Below are 20,646 nucleotides of genomic sequence, written 5' to 3' on the forward strand. Positions count from 1 at the left end.
CCCTCTCGCTTCAATTCAGTTTTCTACGGAGTACCGCCCTTGGACGCCACCACCATCAACAGCCTGTTCCTGATCGGCGCGTTGCTGGTAGCCGCAAGCATCCTGGTCAGTTCTCTTTCGTCGCGCCTCGGCATTCCTATCCTGGTCATCATCCTAGCGGTGGGCATGGTGGCAGGCGTCGATGGCGGCGGGATCATCTTCGACAACTACGCGACCGCTTACCTGGTCGGCAACCTTGCGCTGGCGGTGATCCTGCTCGATGGCGGGCTGCGAACGCGGGTGGCCAGTTTCCGGGTTGCGCTGTGGCCTGCCTTGTCGCTGGCAACGGTGGGCGTGCTGATCACCACCGTACTGACCGGCATGGTGGCTGCCTGGCTGTTCAATCTCAGCGTCATTCAGGGCCTGTTGATCGGCGCGATCGTTGGCTCCACAGACGCTGCGGCGGTGTTCTCCCTGCTGGGCGGCAAAGGTTTGAACGAGCGTGTTACCGCCAGCCTCGAAATCGAGTCGGGCAGCAACGACCCCATGGCGGTGTTCCTGACCGTTACCCTGATCGGCATGCTCGCCAGCGGGCAGACCGGGTTGCACTGGGGGCTGCTGGGGCACCTGATTCAGGAATTCGGTATCGGCAGCTTCATCGGCCTGGGCGGCGGCTGGATCCTGCTGCAACTGGTCAACCGCATCAATCTGGCGGCCGGCCTCTACCCAATTCTGGTGATTGCCGGCGGCCTGGCGATCTTCGCCCTGACCAACGCCATCCACGGCAGCGGTTTTCTCGCGGTCTACCTGTGCGGTCTGGTGCTCGGCAACCGGCCGATTCGCAGCCGCCACGGCATCCTGCATATGCTCGATGGCATGGCCTGGCTGGCGCAGATCGGCATGTTTCTGGTGCTGGGCCTGCTGGTCACGCCACACGATCTGCTGCCGATTGCGATTCCGGCGCTGGGCCTGGCGCTGTGGATGATTCTGGTGGCACGCCCGCTGTCGGTGATGGTCGGCCTGCTGCCGTTCAAGGCCTTCCATGGCCGCGAAAAAGCCTTTATCGCCTGGGTCGGCCTGCGCGGCGCGGTACCGATCATCCTCGCGGTGTTCCCGCTGATGGCCGGCCTGCCCAATGCGCAGCTGTACTTCAACCTGGCGTTCTTTATCGTACTGGTTTCGCTGTTGCTGCAAGGCACCAGCCTGCCGTGGATGGCCAAATTGCTGAAAGTGACGGTTCCGCCTGATCCCGCACCGATTTCCCGAGCCGCGCTGGAGGTACACGTCACCAGCGAATGGGAGCTGTTCGTCTACCGCCTGGGCGCCGAAAAGTGGTGCATCGGTGCAGCACTGCGCGAACTGAAGATGCCGGAAGGCACGCGTATCGCGGCACTGTTCCGCGGCCAGCAACTGCTCCATCCGTCCGGCAGTACGACACTGGAAGTGGGTGATCTGCTGTGTGTGATCGGCCACGAACACGACCTTCCGGCGCTGGGCAAATTGTTCAGCCAGGCACCGCAGCGTGGGCTGGACCTGCGTTTCTTCGGCGACTTCGTGCTCGAAGGCGACGCAAGGCTGGGTGAAGTGGCGGCCCTTTATGGCCTGAAACTCGACGGCATCGACCCAGGAATGCCACTCAGCCAGTTCATCGTGCAGAAGAACCGTGGCGAGCCGGTGGTGGGCGACCAGGTTGAATGGAATGGAACTATTTGGACCGTTGCCGTCATGGACGGGAACAAGATCCAGAAAGTGGGCGTCAAATTCCCCGAAGGAACCCGCCCGGGCCCCGGACTGTTCCTTTAAACTGCCAACCCACACGTATCATCATGCGACCGGTGTCTATGTTTTCCCTGCGTTCCTTTTGTGCTGCCGCACTGTTTGCGCTCTGCCTGTCTTCTTTCCCGGCGCTCGCCGCCGACCCGCCCAGCAGCGACGCTGTTCAGCAAAGCCTCGACAAGATTGCCGACCGCAAGCTGCCTGACGCCGAGCAAAAGGCACTGCAGCAGGTCCTTGAGCAGACACTGGCGTTTCTGAACAGCAAGCAGGACAGCGAGCAGAAGCTCGAAGCGCTCAAACAGCAGCTCGCCCAGGCGCCAAAACAGACTTCGGAAAACCAGCGTGAACTGGCCCGCCTGAAAGAAAGCAAAGTGGTGCCCGTGGCCCAGCGCTATGGCGGCCTCGACGTGCCGCAGCTGGAGCAACTGCTCAGTCAGCGCAGCACCCAGCAGAGTGATCTGCAGAGCGAACTCAACGACGCCAACAGTCTGGCCATTACCGCGCAGACCCGGCCTGAGCGCGCCCAGACTGAAATCAGCGCCAATCAGACGCGCATTCAGCAGATCAACGCCATCCTCAAGAATGGCAAGGACAACGGCAAGACCCTGAGCGCCGACCAGCGCAACCTGCTCAATGCAGAACTGGCCTCGATCAACGCCCTCAACCTGCTGCGCCGTCAGGAACTGGCCGGCAATAGCCAGTTGCAGGACCTGGGCAACAGCCAGCACGACTTGCTGACCGAGAAGGTGGCGCGTCAGGAGCAGGAAATTCAGGACCTGCAGACCCTGATCAACGACAAGCGTCGTGCCCAGTCGCAAAAAACGGTCGCCGATCTGTCTCTGGAAGCGCAAAAGTCCGGTGGCAGCAGCCTGCTGGCGACCGAAAGCGCCGCCAACCTCAAGCTGTCGGACTACCTGTTGCGCGGCACCGATCGCCTCAACGAGCTGACCCAGCAGAACCTCAAGACCAAGCAGCAACTGGACAACCTGACCCAGACCGATCAAGCCCTCAGCGAGCAGATCAACGTGCTGAGCGGCAGCCTGCTGCTGTCCAAGATTCTCTACAAGCAGAAGCAGGCGTTGCCGCATCTGGAGCTGGACAAGGGGCTGGCCGACGAAATCGCCAACATCCGTCTGTATCAGTTCGACATCAACCAGCAACGCGAACAGATGAGCACGCCGACCGCTTACGTCGAAAAGCTCCTGGCTACCCAGCCGCCTGAAAACGTCACCCCGCAACTGCGCCGGACGCTGCTGGACCTGGCCATCACTCGCAGTGACTTGCTTGAGCGCCTCAATCGCGAGCTGAGCGCGTTGCTCAACGAGTCCATCACGCTACAGCTGAACCAGAAGCAGCTAACCAGTACCGCTCAGGGGCTGCGCGCCACACTCGACGAGCAGATGTTCTGGATCCCCAGCAACAAGCCGCTGGACGTGGAATGGTTTCAGAATATCTGGCCGCGCCTGCAAAAGCAGGTCGCCACCCTGCCGTGGACGTCCAGCCTCAGCGAACTGTCAGACGGCCTGACCCAGCGACCGCTGCTGTTCCTCCCCTTGCTGCTGTTGATCGGCATACTGACCTGGAGGCGCAAGGCGCTGTACCAGAAGCTCAATCGCCTGCACGCCGACATCGGTCACTTCAAACGTGACAGTCAATGGAAGACGCCGCTGGCACTGCTGATCAACGTGCTGCTGGCCATGCCCGTCGCGCTGGGGCTGGCGCTGTGCGGCTACGCGCTGCAGATCGACGCCCGCGGTCAAAACGCCAACCTCGGCGAGGCCTTGCTGCAGATTGCCCTTGCCTGGCTGGTGTTCTATACCGCATATCGCGTGCTCGCCCCGTCAGGTGTTGCGCAACTGCACTTCCGCTGGGAAACAGCGCAGGTCGAATTCCTGCGTGGCTGGGTGCGACGCCTGGGGCTGGTCGTTCTGGCCCTGGTAGCGGTGGTGGCCGTTGCTGAACACCAGCCTGCCGCACTGGCCGACGATGTGCTGGGGATCGGCGTAGTCCTGACCTGCTACGCCCTGATGACCTGGCTGCTCGGTCGCCTGCTGATCTCAAGCCCCACGCATCACAATGCCTCACTGTTCCGCAAAACCGTAGGCGTGGTGTTCACGGCATTGCCGGTCGCGCTCTTCCTGGCGGTTTGCTTTGGCTACTACTACACCGCGCTCAAGCTCAGCGACCGTCTGATCGACACTCTGTACCTGATGATGATCTGGCTGATGGTCGAGGCGACGTTCGTCCGCGGCCTGAGCGTGGCCGCCCGGCGTCTGGCCTATCAGCGCGCGCTGGCCAAGCGTCAGGCAGCCAGAGAAAACGGCGACAGCGACATTCCGGTCGAAGAACCCAAGCTGGACATCGAACAGGTCAACCAGCAGTCGCTACGCCTGATTCGCCTGGCCCTGCTGGCCGGATTCGTCGGCGCGCTGTACCTGGTCTGGGCCGAGCTGATCACTGTGTTCGCCTATCTCGATAACATCATTCTCTACGAATACACCAGCGGCACCGGTGCCAACATGAGCATGGTGCCGATCAGCCTGAGCGACTTCCTCGGCGCTGGGGTGATCATCGTCATCACCTTCGTGCTCGCCGGCAACCTGCCCGGCCTGCTGGAAGTGCTGGTGCTGTCACGCATGAACCTAGCGCAGGGCAGTGCCTACGCGACAACCACGCTGCTGTCGTACACCATCGCCGGTGTCGGCTTCGTCACCACGCTGTCGACGCTGGGCGTGAGCTGGGACAAATTGCAGTGGCTGGTCGCAGCGCTGTCGGTGGGTCTGGGCTTCGGCATGCAGGAAATCTTCGCCAACTTCATCTCCGGCATCATGATCCTCTTCGAACGTCCGGTGCGGATCGGCGACACCATCACCATCGGCGCTCTGTCGGGGACGGTCAGCAAGATCCGCATCCGTGCCACGACCATCACCGACTTCGACCGCAAGGACATCATCGTCCCGAACAAGACTTTCATCACCGGCCAGCTCATCAACTGGTCGCTGACCGACACCGTTACCCGCGTAACCCTCAAGCTGGGCGTGGATTACGGCTCGGACCTGGACCTGGTACGCTCCCTGCTGCTGCAAGCCGCCCGGGAAAACCCTCGGGTGCTCAAGGAACCAGAGCCGATCGTCTACTTCCTGAACTTCGGCGAAAGTACCCTCGACCACGAACTGCGCATGCACGTACGCGACCTGGGCGACCGCAACCCGGTACTCGACGAGATCAACCGCTTCATCAATCGCGAGTTCAAGAAGCAGCACATCAACATCTCGTTCCGCCAGATGGAGATCTACCTCAAGAACACCCAGGGCCTGGAATACAAACTGGTGCCCGCAGAGCCAAGCGACAAGGGCAATGCGCCGACCGGAAAAACCACCCTGCAGCCGGTGAACACTACCGTAACCCCGGCGACCAAGGATGCGCCCGAGCCGCCGGAGTTGCGGCTGGATTGAGAATACTGACAGTGGGTGTCGACCGCGGTCGACACCCACCAGCAATCAAATCAGGCCTCAACCCGCCCAATCACCACCTTCGCCTCCAGATACCCCCCAGGCTCCTTGCTGATCTGCACAGTTCCGGCACACGGTGCCAGTATCGATGTTTCCATCTTCATCGCCTCCATGATGGCGATCACCTGTCCCTTCTCTACCGTCGCACCGTCTTCAACCGCCCAGGCATGCAGGTTGCCCGCGACCGGCGTCAGTACTGCGTGCGGGTCCGGGGCGTCGGCAGCTGGCTGGCTGGCGTCAGCCGGTGCGGCAGCGTTCAGGCTCATGCCGGCCAGCAGCGCAGCAGGCAGGCCCAGTTCGTGGCGTTTGCCGTCGATTTCAACGAAGGTGCGCAGCACGCCCGGGTCGGCCGGTTCTGCGTTGCGCGGGGCGATGGTGACGTGCTCGGCGAAGTCGGTTTCGATCCAGCGGGTGTGGACGGCAAAGGTATTGGCCGCCGTGAAGTCGTCATGGTCCATGACCGCCCGATGGAACGGCAGCACGGTGGCCACGCCTTCCACCTTGAACTCGGCCAACGCACGGCGGGCGCGTCTGATGGCCTGTTCGCGGGTTGCGCCGGTGACGATCAGCTTGGCGATCATCGAGTCGAAGTTCGGTGAGACCCGTGAGCCTTCCGTCACGCCGGTGTCCAGACGCACGCCCGGGCCGGATGGCGGCTGGAATACCGCGATAGACCCCGGCGTCGGCAGAAAGCCGTTGCCCGCGTCTTCGGCATTGATGCGGAATTCAAAGCTGTGGCCGCGCGGCACAGGTGTACCGTCGAACGACAGCGGCAGGCCGTCGGCGACGCGAAGTTGTTCGATGACCAGATCCACACCGCTGGTTTCTTCCGTCACCGGGTGTTCGACCTGCAAGCGCGTGTTGACCTCCAGGAACGACAGGGTGCCATCACCGCTGAGCAGGAACTCCACTGTACCGGCACCGACATAGCCCGCTTCGGCGCAGACCGCGCGGGCCGACTCATGAATGCGCTGACGCAGCTCGTCGGTCAGGTAAGGGGCCGGGGCTTCCTCGATCAGCTTCTGGTTGCGACGCTGCAACGAGCAATCCCGGGTGCCGACCACAACCACCCGGCCATGCCGGTCGGCGATGATCTGCGCTTCAATGTGCCGTGGGCGGTCCAGAAAGCGTTCGACGAAGCACTCGCCACGACCGAACGCGGTCACCGCTTCACGCACCGCAGACTCGTACAACTCGCTGACTTCATCGAGCTTCCAGGCGACTTTCAGGCCGCGACCACCGCCGCCAAAGGCTGCCTTGATGGCAATCGGCAGGCCGTGCTGCTCGGCAAACGCGACCACCTCGGAGGCATCGTTCACCGGGTCTTCAGTACCGGCCACCAGCGGTGCGCCGACTTTCAGGGCTATACGCCGCGCCTGGACCTTGTCACCCAGTGCGTCGATGGTCGCAGGATCGGGGCCGATCCAGATCAGACCGGCATCGATCACAGCGCGGGCGAATTCGGCGCGCTCCGAGAGAAAGCCGTAGCCGGGGTGAACCGCGTCGGCACCGGCACGAGCGGCAACCGCCAGCAGCTTTTCGATATTCAGGTAGGTGTCGGTCGGGCGCTCGCCCTGCAACCCATAGGCTTCATCGGCCTGACGCACGTGCAGCGCGTCGATATCGGCATCGGCGTACACCGCCACCGAGGCGACTCCATAGTCACGGCAGGCAAGGGCAATACGAACGGCAATTTCGCCACGATTGGCAATCAGAACCTTTTTCATCTGTTCTTGGTCTCGTCTGAAGTGGCGGGGCGCACTGGCTCGAAGGCGCTCAGCGGATTGAAGCGAATGCGGGCATTGACCGGAATCTGCCCGGCCTTGTCGAGGTGGTAAGTGGCGACTGCGCCGATGACCGGGTAACCGCCGGTCAACGGGTGATCGGCCAGAAACAGCACCGGCTGGCCACTGGGCGGCACCTGAATGGCGCCGACCGTGGTGCCTTCACTGGGCAACTCGCCATCGACGGCACGTTGCAGCGATTGCTCGCCCGCCAGGCGAATACCGATACGGTTGGATTGCGGCGTGACCCGCCAGGTCTGTTGCGCCAGCAGTTGCTGGGCTTCGGCGCTGAACCAGTCACTGCGCGGGCCCATGACCACATCCAGGGTGATGACCTCATCGCTACGCGGCATCTCGAAGGCCGGTTGTTCGGCAGTCGATACTGAAAGGCCGCCAGTTCTGCGCGTGAAGCCCAGCCGGTCACCCGCTGCCAGCGCGGCGGGCCCAACCTGGGCCAGCGTGTCAGTGGACAGGCTGCCAAGCACCGGCTCATGAATGAAACCGCCACGAACCGCCAGATAATTGCGCAGACCGGCGCTGGGCGAACCGATGCTCACCTGATCGCCGCTCTGCAAGGCCAGCGGTGCATACAACGGCGCCTGCAGCTTTTGTCCTTCGGCGGTCAGCACCTCGACGCTGACCTGGGCCCCGGTAATCGCCACAACAGTCTGCCCCTGACAGGTGAAGGTCAGCCCGCCCATGAGAATTTCCAGGCACGCCGTCGCCGGATCGTTGCCCACCGCGCGGTTGGCAGCACGCAAGGCGCCGCGATCCAGCGCGCCCGATGCGGACACACCCTGCCCTGCCCGACCTGGACGACCCAGGTCCTGAAACAGGGTCTGCAGACCTGGCGTTACGATCTGCAGATAGTCCTCGTTGACCGTCGTCGCCTGCGGCCGGACAGGTGCGGCAACCTGCACACGGGTCTCCGGGAGCGGACCGGCATCCTGGAAACGCACGCGGTAGCCGGGCTGAAGCAAGGCGGGCTCGTCGCGGCCCAGATCCCACATGGTTGAGGGGGTCACCCCGATGATCTGCCAGCCGCCGGGGCTGGCCTGTGGATAAATACCACTGAAACCACCGGCCAGCGCCACTGCGCCAGCCGGAATACGCGTGCGCGGCGTGCTGCGTCGTGGCACCACGAAGCCGGCGCCGCCGCTGAGGTAGGCAAAACCGGGCGCAAAGCCGCAGAACGCAACGTTGTAGTCGCTGCCGGTGTGGCGCTTGATCACTTCCTCGATGCTGATGCCCAGCTCGCGGGCGACATCGGCCAGGTCTTCGCCGTTGTAATGCACAGGTATTTCGATCAGTTTGCCCGCCTCGCGTGCCTTGCCACGAATGTCGCGCGAGGCGATCTGTGTGGCAAGGGCTTCGAAGCCGATGGCGGCTGGTCGAAAATGCACCAGCAACGTCCGGGCAGCCGGAACGATTTCCTCCACGCCAGCGATGGGCATCTGCTGTAACGATTCGAACAGGGCCAGGGTCTCGTCCAGATTCGACAGTTCAACCAGGAGTGCATCCAGGTTGGCCGGGTAGAAACGCATGAGCCTCTCCTATACGTGGTAGTAGCTGTCCGGAATATCGGTAATGAACATGTGGCCCGGCGCATGAGAAATCGCAAACGGCACACGGGACGCCATGACCACCGCCTGCGGGGTCACACCGCAGGCCCAGAACACCGGAATCTCGCCATGCCTGATCGTCACCGCATCACCAAAATCAGGGTTCGCCAGGTCGTCGATGCCGAGCAGTCCAGGCTCGCCGACGTGTACCGGCGCGCCGTGCACACCGGGATAGCGCCCGGTGATGCGCGCCGCTTCGGCCACCCGGTCCGCCGCGATCGGGCGCATCGACACCACCATGTTGCCCTGCAGGCGGCCGGCCGGGCGGCAGATCCGGTTGCTGCGGTACATCGGCACATTGCAGCCTTCACTGATGTGGCGCACATCGATGCCAGCGTGCATCAGGTCGGTTTCGAAGGTGAAACTGCAGCCGATCAGAAAGCTGACCAGATCAGTGTGCTGCGCCCAGATGTGGCTCACATCACTCAGCTCTTCGGCCAGTTGCCCATCGCGCCAGACCCGGTACAGCGGCAGGTCGGTGCGCAGATCAGCCTGTTCGGCCAACAGCGTGGTGTGGCTGCCGGGCTCGGTCACATCCAGCACCGGGCAGGCTTGCGGGTTGCGCTGCGCGAACAGCAGAAAGTCATACGCCCATTCACGCGGCAGCGTGATCATGTTGCACTGGGTCAGACCGGGCGCTTCGCCAGCGGTCGGCGCGACGAATCCCTGGCGATAACGGGCACGGGCGGCGCTGGCTGCCTCGCGGGCGAGTTGCAGTGAATTCATGATCAACCTCGATTGAATGCGCGGACAGTGACGCCTGCATCGTGCAAACGGTTTTTCAGGATGCGGGCGATGTTCACCGCGCCCGGGCTGTCGCCATGCACGCAGATCGAATCGGCCTGCAGGCTGATTTCGCGGCCGTCTTCAGCCTCAATGATGCCTTCGCGCACCAGGCGCAGCATGCGTTCGGCGATCAGGTCGGCGTCGTGCAGCACGGCACCGGGCCGCGAGCGCGAGACCAGCGTGCCTTCAGCGGTATAGGCGCGGTCGGCGAACGCTTCGGCGACGCAGGAAAGCCCGGCGTCGCGTGCCCAGTCGAGCAGCGGGGAATTAGCCAGGCACACCAGCTTCAACGCGGGGTCAATACGCAGCAGCGCCTGAATGACTGCCGCGGCCTGACGCTGATCACCGGCAATGGTGTTGTACAGCGCGCCGTGAGGCTTGACGTAGCTCACGCGGGTCCCGGCGCTGCGGGCCAGGCCCTGAAGCGCGCCGATCTGATAAATGACGTCGGCGGTCAGTTGGTCGCTCGGGATGTCCATGTTGCGGCGGCCAAACCCTACCAGGTCCGGGTAGGCCACATGCGCGCCGATGGCAACGCCCCGGGCCGCAGCGGCCTCAAGGGTGCGCAGGATTCCGGCCGGGTCACCGGCATGGAAGCCGCAGGCCACATTGGCGCTGCTGACCACATCGAGAATCGCCTCGTCGTCGCCCATGCTCCAGGCGCCGAAGCTTTCACCGAGATCACTGTTGAGGTCTATTGCAGGCATTTTTATTCTCCGAAATCAGGCTGCATTGATGAAGGCAAAGATGGCTCCCGCCGATTTGAACGCCATGTACCACGACAGCAGACAGGTCAGCACGCCCAGCACCAATAGCCAGCGCGGGTAGTGGTAGCCGTCCATCATGTCGGACCGGCGCCAGCCGACGTACATGAAAATGCTCAGGCCCAGTGGCAGGATCAAACCGTTGAAGCCCCCGGCAAAGACCAGCAGCGCGGCCGGTGGTTTGCCCCACATGACGTATACGACCACGGTGATCAGGATAAAGCCGACAGTTGCCAGGTTGCGCACGCGCTCGGTGATGCGTTTGGAAAATACCGTGATGAACGACATCGAAGTATAGGACGCGCCGATCACGCTGCTGATGCCGGCCGCCCAGAGCACCAGGCCGAACATGATCAGGCCGAAGTTGCCAGCGGCAGCGGTGAACGCCTGGGCCGCAGGGTTTGCGCCCTGGCCGGATACATCGATGACGACGCCGCTGGCGACCACGCCGAGGATCGCCAGAAACAGTATGTAACGGACAACCCCGGTGACCAGAATACCGGTCAGCGCCGCCTTGGACACGACATCGATGTTTTCGACCCCGACGGTGCCGCGATCCAGCAAGCGGTGAGCACCGGCGTAAGTGATATAGCCACCGACCGTACCGCCGACAATGGTGGTGATGGCCGCGAAATCGACCATGTCCGGCAGGATCGTCTGGCGCAGAGCCTCGCCCAGCGGCGGATGCGAGGCAAAGGCGGCGAAGAGGATCAGGCAGACCTTCAGGGTGCCCAGCACCATCATGATACGGTCCATGGCAATGCCGGCGCGGTGCGATGAGAAAATCGCGATGGCGATCAGCGCGCTCAGGGCGCCCCCCCATTTGGGGTCAAGACCGGTCAACGCATTCAAGCCCAGCCCCGCACCGGCGATGTTGCCCAGACTGAACACCAGGCCGCCGAAGATGACCAGTACGGCGAGCAGATAACCGCTGCCCGGGATCGCTGCGTTGGCCAGATCGGCCGCGCGCATTCTGGTCAGCGTCACGATGCGCCAGACATTCAACTGCACCACGAAGTCGATCAGGATCGAGGCCAGAATGCCGAAGGCGAACGCCGCTCCCAGAGTCGCGGTGAACGTGGCTGTCTGGGTCAGAAAACCAGGACCGATGGCAGACGTCGCCATCATGAAGATCGCGGCGATCAAAGAGGCGCGGCGCGCCTTGGTGAACTCATTGGCAGTCTGTGTCACGGCGGCATTCCTGAGATGAGGGGTATTCTGCCAGAGCAATGACCATGCCAAAGGTCATTCAAACGCGCCAAGTTGTAGATCCATAAAGACAATATTGTTGAACAATGTAGGTGACATGGATCAACCATGTGCACCATGTTGTTACGCGGGGACTCAGATGTGCTACCTGATGAAGCATCTGCTGACCTTCGTCCTTGCCAGCCAATGAGCTGTCGTGGAATATCGACCTGGCTTTTCTTTCTCTGGACCCTTTATGAACGACGCTGCTTCTGCCCTCCCTCGCACCCTCGGAGAATCGATCACCACTGAGCTTCGCAGAATGCTGGTCGAGGGCGAGCTGGTACCCGGTCAGCGCCTCTCGGAAGCCGCGCTGGCCGAGAGTCTGGATATTTCCCGTAACACCCTCAGAGAAGCCTTCAGAGTGCTGACCCGCGAAGGACTGCTGACCCACGAACCCAATCGAGGGGTCACCGTGGCCAAGCCTGATATGGCTTCAATCATCGATATCTACCGAATTCGGCGCTTCATCGAATGCGGGGCGATTGCCCAGGCTTATCCACAGCATCCCGGTGTGCTGCACATGCGCAATGCGGTCGAGGCCGGCGTGCAGGCGCGTGAGGCCAAGGACTGGATTGCCGTGGGCACCGCCAACATGATGTTTCACAAGGCCATCGTCGAGCTGTCCGACAGCCCGCGACTGGCGGCGTTTTATGCGCAGATATCAGCAGAGTTGCGCCTGGCCTTCGGGCTGCTCAACGACCCGGAGCTGCTGCATTCGCCCTATCTGGACATGAATGCAGCGGTACTCGGGCGCCTTGACGCGGGCAAGACCGATGAGGCGACGCGCATGCTCGAGGATTATCTGGTGCAATCGGAACGAACGATTCTGGCCGCCTTCGAGCGAAGCCGGAACCGGTAGTCCGGGCACAGGCCCGATCACCAGAACTACCACCCAGGGACCCGGTCTACGGGTTCTGACCGTTGCAACACGCCCGACGAGCCAGGCAGGCCGCCGCTTCGTTGAAAGCCTGAAATTCCCCTCTGGAGGCGATACGCTTTGAAAGCACTCGACGAACTCACTTTCGACAACCGCTTTGCCCGTCTGGGCAATGCGTTCTCCACTTCCGTGCTGCCTGAACCCATCGATGCGCCGCAGCTTGTGGTTGCCAGCCAGTCAGCGCTGGCACTGCTGGACCTGGCGCCTGAACAGGCCGATCTGCCGCTGTTCGCGGAAATCTTCAGCGGCCACAAGCTGTGGTCCGAGGCAGAACCGCGGGCAATGGTGTATTCCGGGCATCAGTTTGGCTCCTACAACCCGCGCCTGGGCGACGGTCGCGGGCTGTTGCTAGGCGAGGTGTACAACAACGCCGGCGAGCACTGGGACCTGCACCTCAAGGGCGCAGGCCGCACACCGTATTCACGGATGGGTGACGGGCGCGCCGTACTGCGCTCGTCGATCCGCGAGTTTCTGGCCTCCGAAGCCCTGCACGCGCTGGGCATCCCCAGCAGCCGCGCGGGGTGTGTGGTCAGCTCCAGCACGCCGGTGTGGCGCGAAACCCAGGAACATGCAGCCATGGTGCTGCGTCTGGCGCAGAGCCATGTGCGCTTCGGCAGTCTGGAATACTTTTTCTACACCAAACAGCCAGAGCAGTTGAAGACCCTCGCCGAGCATGTGCTGACGATGCATTACCCGCACTGCCAGGAGCAGCCTGAGCCGTATCTGGCGATGTTCCGGGAAATCGTCGAGCGTAACGCCGAGCTGATTGCCAAGTGGCAGGCCTACGGCTTCTGTCATGGCGTGATGAACACCGACAACATGTCGATTCTGGGCATTACCTTCGATTTCGGACCGTTCGCGTTTCTGGACGATTTCGATGAGCACTTCATCTGCAACCATTCCGATCACGAAGGTCGCTACTCCTTCAGCAATCAGGTGCCTATCGCGCAATGGAACCTCAGCGCGCTGGCACAGGCGCTGACCCCGTTCATCAGCGTGGAAGCGTTGCGCGAGGCCATCGGTTTGTTCCTGCCGCTGTATCAGGCGCACTACCTGGACCTGATGCGCCGCCGACTGGGCCTGACCGTTGCCCAGGGGCAGGACGAACAACTGGTCAGTCAGTTGCTGAAGCTGATGCAGAACAGTGGCGTGGATTACACCCTGTTCTTCCGCCGCCTGGGTGACCAGCCAGCCGCCGAGGCGTTGCGCACGTTGCGTGACGACTTTGTCGATATCAAGGGCTTCGATGCCTGGGCAGAAGCGTATCAGACGCGTATTGCCGTCGAGGACAACGGCACCGAGCAGGAGCGTCAAACCCGCATGCATGCGGTCAATCCGCTGTACATCCTGCGCAACTACCTGGCGCAGAACGCTATCGCCGCAGCGGAAAAAGGCGACTACGAAGAAGTCCGCCGCCTGCATCGAGTGCTCTGCACCCCCTTCACCGAACAGCCCGGCATGCAAGGCTACGCCCAACGCCCGCCGGACTGGGGCAAGCACCTGGAAATCAGCTGTTCGTCGTGAGGCGTTTGTCCTCTATCGTGCCCATGCTGGAGCGTGAGGAACGATAATCTCAACTATCGTGCGGCGCTCCGCGTCGCATGCCGTTCTGGACGCTCCGCGTCCTATCCGGAATGTGCGGTGCGGCACAGATCTGTGACGCGGAGCGTCACGCACGGCATTCCCACGCTGGAGCGTGCGGAACGATCATCACACTATCGTGCGGCGCTCCGCGTCGCATGCCGTTCTGGACGCTCCGCGTCCTCTTTACCTATGACAGCCCTGCATCCACCAGCCATTGCTCCAGGCCTTCGAGGTCGGGAATGCGGGCTACGGTTTCGCCGATCTGTACGGCGGCCAGCTCCAGTTCGGCCAGCGGAACGTCGACGTAGCTCAACTGGCTGTCGACCTTGCACGAGCGCGGGATGCCCTGGGTCAGCAGGGCGATGAACCTGACATCGTTGCGTCCGCCCAGTGCATTGAGCACCACGATCCGGGCTCGACCGCCGACACGGGTGCGGCCTCCGCAGGCGGCTTCGAAGCTGAGCAGTGGCAAGGTCAGTTCGCGCCAGCTGATCGGTCCCAGGTACCACTCGGGGGCGCCCGGCTCTGCGCTGCAATCCTGGTAATCGATCAACTCGGCGACCGCGACGTTAGGCAGCAGCAGATGCCGGTCACTCAACGGCAGCAGCAGGCCGGTCAGACTGGTCAGCCGGCTGGTCTGGAACGTGCCTTCAGACATGCGCCTGGCTCCAGTAAGCGATGCTCTCCAGCAACACGGTTTCCTGATAGGGCTTGCTCAGGTACTCGTTGACGCCCACCGCCATCGCCCGATCGCGATGCTTCTGGCCCGAGCGAGAGGTGATCATGATGATAGGCAGTTCCTTGAGCTGTTCGTCCTGGCGGATCTGGCTGGCCACTTCAAAGCCGTCCATACGCGGCATTTCGATATCGAGCAGCATGATGTCAGGCGTGTGCTCCTGCAACAGGGTCATGGCATCGACACCGTCCTTGGCAGTCAGTACGTGCATGCCGTGGCGCTCCAGCAAGCGGCTGGTGACTTTGCGCACCGTCACCGAATCGTCCACCACCATCACCAGCAACGGTCTGGCGTGCTCGGCTTCGTGGTAGGCAGGTGCCAACCCTCTGAAAGGCAAGCCCTGCAAGGTACGGATCTGCGCCATCAGATCGAGAATCAGCACCACGCGGCCGTCACCCAGAATGGTCGCACCGGAAATGCCCTGCACCCTTGAGAACTGCGTACCAAGGCTCTTGACCACGATCTCGCGCGAGCCTGCCAGCGCATCGACCTGCACCGCCACCCACTGATCCTGCAGATGCACCAGCAACACCGGCAGCGGCTGCAATTGCCCGGCCAGTCTGGGCGGGCTGCTGCCCAGCAATTCGCCCAGATAGCGCAACTCGTAACTGCGTCCGCCATATTGATAGCGCGGCGGGGTGGTCTGGTAATAGCCGTCCAGCTCATTGGCCATGACACGCACGATGCCATCGACGGTATTGAGCGGTACCGCATACTGTTCTTCGCCGCACGTCACCATCAACGCCCGGTTGACCGACACCGAAATCGGCAGCCGGATACGGAAGCGCGTGCCCTTGCCCGGCACCGAGTCGATGACCATGGAACCGCCCAGTTGCTTGACCTCGGCGTGCACCACATCCATGCCCACACCACGGCCGGAAATCTGGGTGATGATCTCGCTGGTGGAAAACCCCGCCTGCAGAATGAACGGCAACACTTCATGGTCGGACAGATCGGCATCCGGATGGATCATGCCGCGCTTGATGGCCTTGCGACGTACTGCAGCGAGGTCAACGCCAGAGCCATCATCGCTCAGTTCGATGACCATATCGCCGCCTTCGTACATCAGTTCCAGACTGATATGGCCCTGCTCCGGCTTGCCGGCGGCGATGCGTTTTTCGGTGCTTTCAAGCCCGTGATCGACGGCGTTGCGCAGCATGTGCTCCAGTGGCGCGACCATTCGCTCCAGCACGTTGCGGTCCATTTCACCGTCGGCATTGCCCACTTCGAAATGGACTTTCTTGTGCAGTTCCGACGCCACTTGGCGTACCACACGACGCAGGCGTGGTACCAATCGCTCGAACGGCACCATGCGCGTACGCATCAGGCCTTCCTGGAGCTGGGTGTTGACCCTGGCCTGTTGCGACAGCAGCGTTTCTGCGTCGCGGGCGCGCGCACCGAGGGTTTCCTTGAGGTCCATCAGGTCGGACGCCGATTCGAACAAAGCGCGCGACAGTTGCTGTAACTGCGAATGACGGTCCATTTCCAGCGGGTCGAACTCTTCGTAACCCAGCCGCTCGGCCTGGACCTGCTCCCGGCTAAGGATGCGCCCCTGGGTTTCCATATCGAGACGACGCAATTGGTCGCGCATCCGCTCGATGGTGGTTTCCATCTCGACCAGAGCGATCTGCGAATCAATGATCTGCTGTTCGATGCGTCCACGGAAGATGGATGTTTCGCCGGCCAGGTTGACCAGGTCTTCCAGTTGCTCGGCAGGCACCTTGACCATTTCCGGGCCGCTGCGCTCGGCCTCCCCTTCGGCGACCGGGGCCACGGCGACGACTGACTCCGGACTGACTTCCGGGTCCTGCGCAGCCAGCGGTGCGCCCACCGGCTCATCGGTGGCCAGCCTGCGAATGCTCTCAATCAGCAAGGTGGCATCAGGCAACGGTTTTTCATTGCGCACGGCATCGAGCATGTCGGCCAGCACATCCTGACCGCTCTGCAACAGGCCGATCATCAACGGCGCGGGCTGCAGGCTTCCGGTGGAAAGCCCCTCGTAAAGCGTCTCCAGCTCGTGAGCGAGGTCGCCTATCGGAGCGATTTCCACCATCCGCGCGCCGCCCTTGAGGGTGTGCAGGTCGCGCAGCAGGTTTTCGACTTCCAGCATGTTATGCGGATCGGCCTGCCAGCGGGCCAATGCCGCGCCGGAGCTTTCCATGATGTCGAAACCTTCCTCGAGGAAGACTTCACGCAGCTCGGTGTCATGTTCGGGAAGATCTTCATTGGCCAGCGGCGAGGCCTGCACCTCGGGCCCGGTGCTCTCGAGCGTGCGGCAGCTGCGCAGGGCTTCGATCAAGGCCGAAGGGTCGCTGAGCGCTTCCTGCCTATACAGTTGCTCGAGCAGAATCGCCAGATGGTCGTGGCTCTCGTGCAGCAGCTCGGCCAGCGTCGGCGAATGGTTGAAGCGCCGGTCGATCAAGCCTTCGTAGAGGTTTTCCAGTTCGTGGGCCAGATCGCCCACCTCGCCCACCTCAGCCATCCGCGCACCGCCCTTGAGGGTGTGCAGGTCACGCTGCAACGAGGCCAGCGGCGCAGGGTTTTCTGGGTCGGCCAGCCAGCGCTGCAACGCTTGACCGGCACTGTCGAGGATATCGACGGCTTCCTCCAGAAATATCTCGACGATTTCGTCGTCCGGACCGGCAACGTCAGTGTCCGTGTGCCCGGCCTCGTTGGCCAGTTGCTCGGTGGCGGCGTTGAGCTCGGTAACGCTCAACGTGCGATGGCCGTCGCTCTTGACCAGCCCGGTCGCCGACGGGTCAAGCGCCTGATCCAGCAACTGGTTCAAGGCACGCACGCATTCGGGACGCGGCTCGACATCCTGGCCGGCAGCCACCTGATCAAGCATGTTGATCAGCGCTTCGTGAGCATTTTCTGCCACATCGAAAAACCGTTCGCTGACCGCCAGACTGCTTTCCTCGACCGCTCCGTAGAGGTCGAGCAAGGCTTCGCACAGTTCATCGACCTGCGGCAGGTCGGCCAGATGCGCGCCGTGACCGAGGGTGGTCAGCTCATCGAGCAGCGCGCTCAGTTCCTGACGTTCGCCGGGGTGCTGCCGCCAACGCCGCAGGAGGTTTTCCGCATCCAGCACGATGTCCATGCCTTCGGCCAGAAAACTGGCGAGCAGCGTGGGGTTGCGCTTGATCCGCAGGCCGCTGTCCGACTCGCGCAGCACCACGGTGAGGCGCTCGTTGAGCATCGCCAGGGCGGCCTCGATCAGCGGCGCGGCACCCGGAATATCGGCCAGCGGCGTGCTGTCGAGTTGCTCGAGGCCCTTGTGCAGCAACGGCTCGGCGCTGCGCAGCAGGACGAGTTCCGGTGAGCCGATATCGATGAGGTTGGCCTTGTATTCACGCACCAGTTGATCGAGCGGGCTGGCCAGTTCGGCAATCGGCAGCACCCCGGCCATGTGCGCGCTGCCCTTGAGCGTATGCAGCGCACGCAGCACCGCGTCGCTGATCGCCGGCGACGCTGATTGTTCGGCGTTGTCGAGGAAGCGGCCGAGGGTGTTCAGATGGCCGAGCGCTTCCTGACGGAAAATCTCCAGCAACTGTGGATCGAGCGCTTCGGCGGCAACAGGCTCGCCTGCCTCATGATCATCCGCGACCGGCAGCGTCGGCAGCTCCAGCCCATTGGCCAACGCATGGGCACGGGCCGCCAACAGGTCGACATCGTTACGCTGACACTGTGCATCTTCGGCAAAGTCGCGGATGACCGACGGCAGCAGCGCCTGCACTTCGCTCATCAATTGCTGCACTTCGAGGCCCGGCAGTACGTCGCCTTCCAGCACCCGGTTGAGCAGGTTTTCCACCGCCCAGGCCAGTTCGCTGAGGATCAGTGCACGCACCATCCGGCCGCTGCCCTTGAGCGTATGAAACGCACGGCGTACCTCGGTCAGCGCCGTGCTGTCCCAATGACCGTCGCTGCCAAGCGAGGTGAACCAGCGCGGCAGGTACTCGCGCAGCGCGTCGAGCACCTCGTCAGCCTCTTCGAGAAACACATCGCGCAACTCGTCGTCCACCGCCTCTTCTCCGGCCGCGGGCGGCAACAGGCTGGTGGGTACGTTACGGGCGGGAGGGTTGACGGCCGAGACCGGGCTGGCGAGGACCTGGGCAATAGTCTGCGTGGGGCTGACCAGCGCCTTGCGGTCATCCAGCTCCAGCAACTCGTCCTGAGTGATGATCTCTTCGAGCAACGGCACTTCGAGAGTGTCCGCAGCGGGCGTATAGCCCAGCCGTGCCAGGCTTTGCTGGGCCATGTCGAGCACCTGGTCGCCAGGCGCCTGATGGTCTTCGAGCATGCGCTCCAGGTAATACTCGATGCCGGTGATGGTGTCGGCCAGGCAATCGAGCTGAACCCAGGTGGGACGGGTTTCGTCCACCAGCAGGTGTTCCTGAATGTATTCGTTACAAGCGGCCAGCAGGCTGGCAGCACGGGCCAGCGGGATCATCGCCAGCGCACCCCGTACCTGCACGATCAGCGCGCACAGCGGATCGAGCCGCTGCCGGTCCCACTCGCCGTCGATGTAATCGAGGATCACGTCCTTGGCCTGCTGCAACACCGTGCGGGCTTCGCGAATCACCAGTTGATGAATCTGCGTCAGGTCGGTAGTCGGCAGGCGGCTTTCCTCGCGGCTGACCTGCTCGTGACTGCCGGCCATGCCGGCAAGGGTCGATTCGACGTAGAGCAAGGCACCCGCGACATCCATCAGCGCAGCGTCGCTGGGCTCGCGCTGCCCCTGCGCCAGACCGAGCACCACAGACAACTGATCGATGATCACCTTGCGCGGCTGGCCGAAACCCAGCACCGCCAGGGTATCGGCAATCTGCCGCAACGGCGGCAGCAACGCGTTGAGCTCGCTGACATGCTGACGGTCGCCGCGCACGAACACGTCGAGCCGCTCCTTGACCCTGACCAGCCCTTCACACAAGGCCACGATCACCGAACGCATGGCGTCACGGTCCGGACCGGCCATGCGGGCGCGCTCTTCATTGACCACATCGTTGCCGGGCAAGGCATCGGCCAGCGCGTACTGGTCCTTGAGGTCGAGCATCTTCGGCGCCAGGCTGTCGGACTTGGCGATATAGAACAGCAGGCTTTTCAACAGCTCTTCGGGGGCGGGCTGGTTGATGCCGGTGACGCCCTGCTCGGCCAGACGCTTGAGTTCCTTGTCGGCGTCCTTCAGCAGACTGCGCAGCGCCGGGCTGTTGGTGAAGTTGCCATTGAGCATGGTTTCGACCAGTGCCGAGGCGATCCGCCAGAGCGCACCGAGCGGCGCGTCTTCGCACAACTGTTCAAGCCGGGCAAACACCTTGGCCATGTAGCCGAGCTGGGTCTGCACGCCCTGCTCGCGCATCAGGCCGGCCAGCGCCGCCTGCAGGGTCTGGCGCAGCTTGCGCAGCAGGTTGGGCAATTCCGGGGTATTGCGCCGCGCCAGCTCCTCGTCATCAAGCGGCGGCACGACGACCAGTTGCGGGGCGAACAGGCTGGTTTCCGAGAGCAGACTTTCCCCCCGCGCACTGCGCAGGTCATTGAGCAATGGCAAGACCACCAGCGGCAGGTCGCGGCGCGCGGAATGAATGCGTTCCAGGTAAACCGGCAACTGACTCATGGCCTGGATCAACAGTTGCTCGGACTCGATCGGATGGCTGACGCGGTTCTGCTGGACCGCCAGCGCCAGTTGCTCGATTTCCTCGGCCAGCAACGCGGCGCCGTAGAACTCGATCATCTGCAGGCTGCCGTGAACCTGATGCACCAGGTTCAGGCACTCGGCCATCGCTGCAGCGTTGGTCGGGTCTTCGATGAACGGGTCCAGCGCCTGTCGGGCCTGGCGCAGCGTTTCGGCGATCTCGCCCTTCAGCCACTCAAGAGCTACGTAATCGTGACGATCAGCCATGACGAGTACCGTCCGTTAC

11 protein-coding genes are annotated in these 20,646 nt (G+C 62.8%); 4 read left to right on the top strand and 7 right to left on the bottom strand.

Annotation, left to right across the window (positions count from 1 at the left end; all coding sequences use genetic code 11):
- Positions 1–39 precede the first annotated feature (39 nt).
- Positions 40–1,782: a potassium/proton antiporter gene (locus LCH65_RS21195; protein ID WP_003432036.1), complete on the top strand. Its 1,743-nt coding sequence runs from the start codon at positions 40–42 to the stop codon at positions 1,780–1,782.
- 38 nt (positions 1,783–1,820) lie between these two features.
- Positions 1,821–5,210, top strand: coding sequence for a mechanosensitive channel MscK (gene mscK / locus LCH65_RS21200; protein WP_003432039.1), 3,390 nt, complete (start codon positions 1,821–1,823; stop codon positions 5,208–5,210).
- Positions 5,211–5,260: 50 nt separating this feature from the next.
- On the opposite strand, the gene LCH65_RS21205 is transcribed toward mscK, so the two are convergent.
- Genes LCH65_RS21205 through LCH65_RS21225 form a run of 5 tightly spaced genes read right to left on the bottom strand, consistent with a single transcriptional unit; the run spans position 5,261 to position 11,414 of the window.
- Positions 5,261–6,994, bottom strand: coding sequence for a biotin carboxylase N-terminal domain-containing protein (locus tag LCH65_RS21205; protein ID WP_226439774.1), 1,734 nt, complete (start codon positions 6,992–6,994; stop codon positions 5,261–5,263).
- Complete coding sequence (locus LCH65_RS21210; RefSeq protein ID WP_226439775.1) at positions 6,991–8,595, bottom strand: 5-oxoprolinase/urea amidolyase family protein; 1,605 nt, start codon at positions 8,593–8,595, stop codon at positions 6,991–6,993. Before LCH65_RS21210 ends, LCH65_RS21205 begins: the two co-directional genes overlap by 4 nt.
- A gap of 9 nt (positions 8,596–8,604) precedes the next feature.
- Positions 8,605–9,399 (bottom strand): putative hydro-lyase, encoded by a 795-nt coding sequence (locus LCH65_RS21215; RefSeq protein ID WP_226439776.1) that lies wholly within the window; start codon positions 9,397–9,399, stop codon positions 8,605–8,607.
- Between the two features lie 2 nt (positions 9,400–9,401).
- Positions 9,402–10,166 carry a 5-oxoprolinase subunit PxpA gene (locus LCH65_RS21220; RefSeq protein WP_226439777.1) on the bottom strand — a complete coding sequence of 255 codons (765 nt, stop codon included), beginning with the start codon at positions 10,164–10,166 and terminating at the stop codon, positions 9,402–9,404.
- Positions 10,167–10,181: 15 nt separating this feature from the next.
- Complete coding sequence (locus LCH65_RS21225; protein ID WP_002551747.1) at positions 10,182–11,414, bottom strand: NRAMP family divalent metal transporter; 1,233 nt, start codon at positions 11,412–11,414, stop codon at positions 10,182–10,184.
- A 253-nt stretch (positions 11,415–11,667) separates the two neighbouring features.
- On the opposite strand from LCH65_RS21225, the gene LCH65_RS21230 reads away from it, so the two are divergent.
- Together LCH65_RS21230 and LCH65_RS21235 are read left to right on the top strand one after the other, a co-directional pair.
- Entirely contained in the window at positions 11,668–12,333 is a 666-nt protein-coding gene (locus LCH65_RS21230) for a GntR family transcriptional regulator (protein WP_005778794.1), read from the top strand.
- A gap of 138 nt (positions 12,334–12,471) precedes the next feature.
- The gene (locus LCH65_RS21235) at positions 12,472–13,935 is read left to right on the top strand and encodes a protein adenylyltransferase SelO (protein WP_226439778.1); all 1,464 of its coding nucleotides are present in this window, start codon (positions 12,472–12,474) and stop codon (positions 13,933–13,935) included.
- Between the two features lie 247 nt (positions 13,936–14,182).
- Here LCH65_RS21235 and LCH65_RS21240 read toward each other — a convergent pair whose 3' ends face one another.
- Both LCH65_RS21240 and LCH65_RS21245 read right to left on the bottom strand, forming a co-directional pair.
- Entirely contained in the window at positions 14,183–14,653 is a 471-nt protein-coding gene (locus LCH65_RS21240) for a chemotaxis protein CheW (protein WP_002551743.1), read from the bottom strand.
- A complete protein-coding gene (locus LCH65_RS21245) occupies positions 14,646–20,627 on the bottom strand; it encodes an Hpt domain-containing protein (protein WP_122267215.1) in 5,982 nt (1,993 codons plus the stop codon). Before LCH65_RS21245 ends, LCH65_RS21240 begins: the two co-directional genes overlap by 8 nt.
- Positions 20,628–20,646: the final 19 nt, after the last annotated feature.

It is taken from the genome of Pseudomonas sp. MWU16-30316, from assembly GCF_020515645.1.
Classification (GTDB): Bacteria; Pseudomonadota; Gammaproteobacteria; order Pseudomonadales; family Pseudomonadaceae; genus Aquipseudomonas; species Aquipseudomonas cerasi.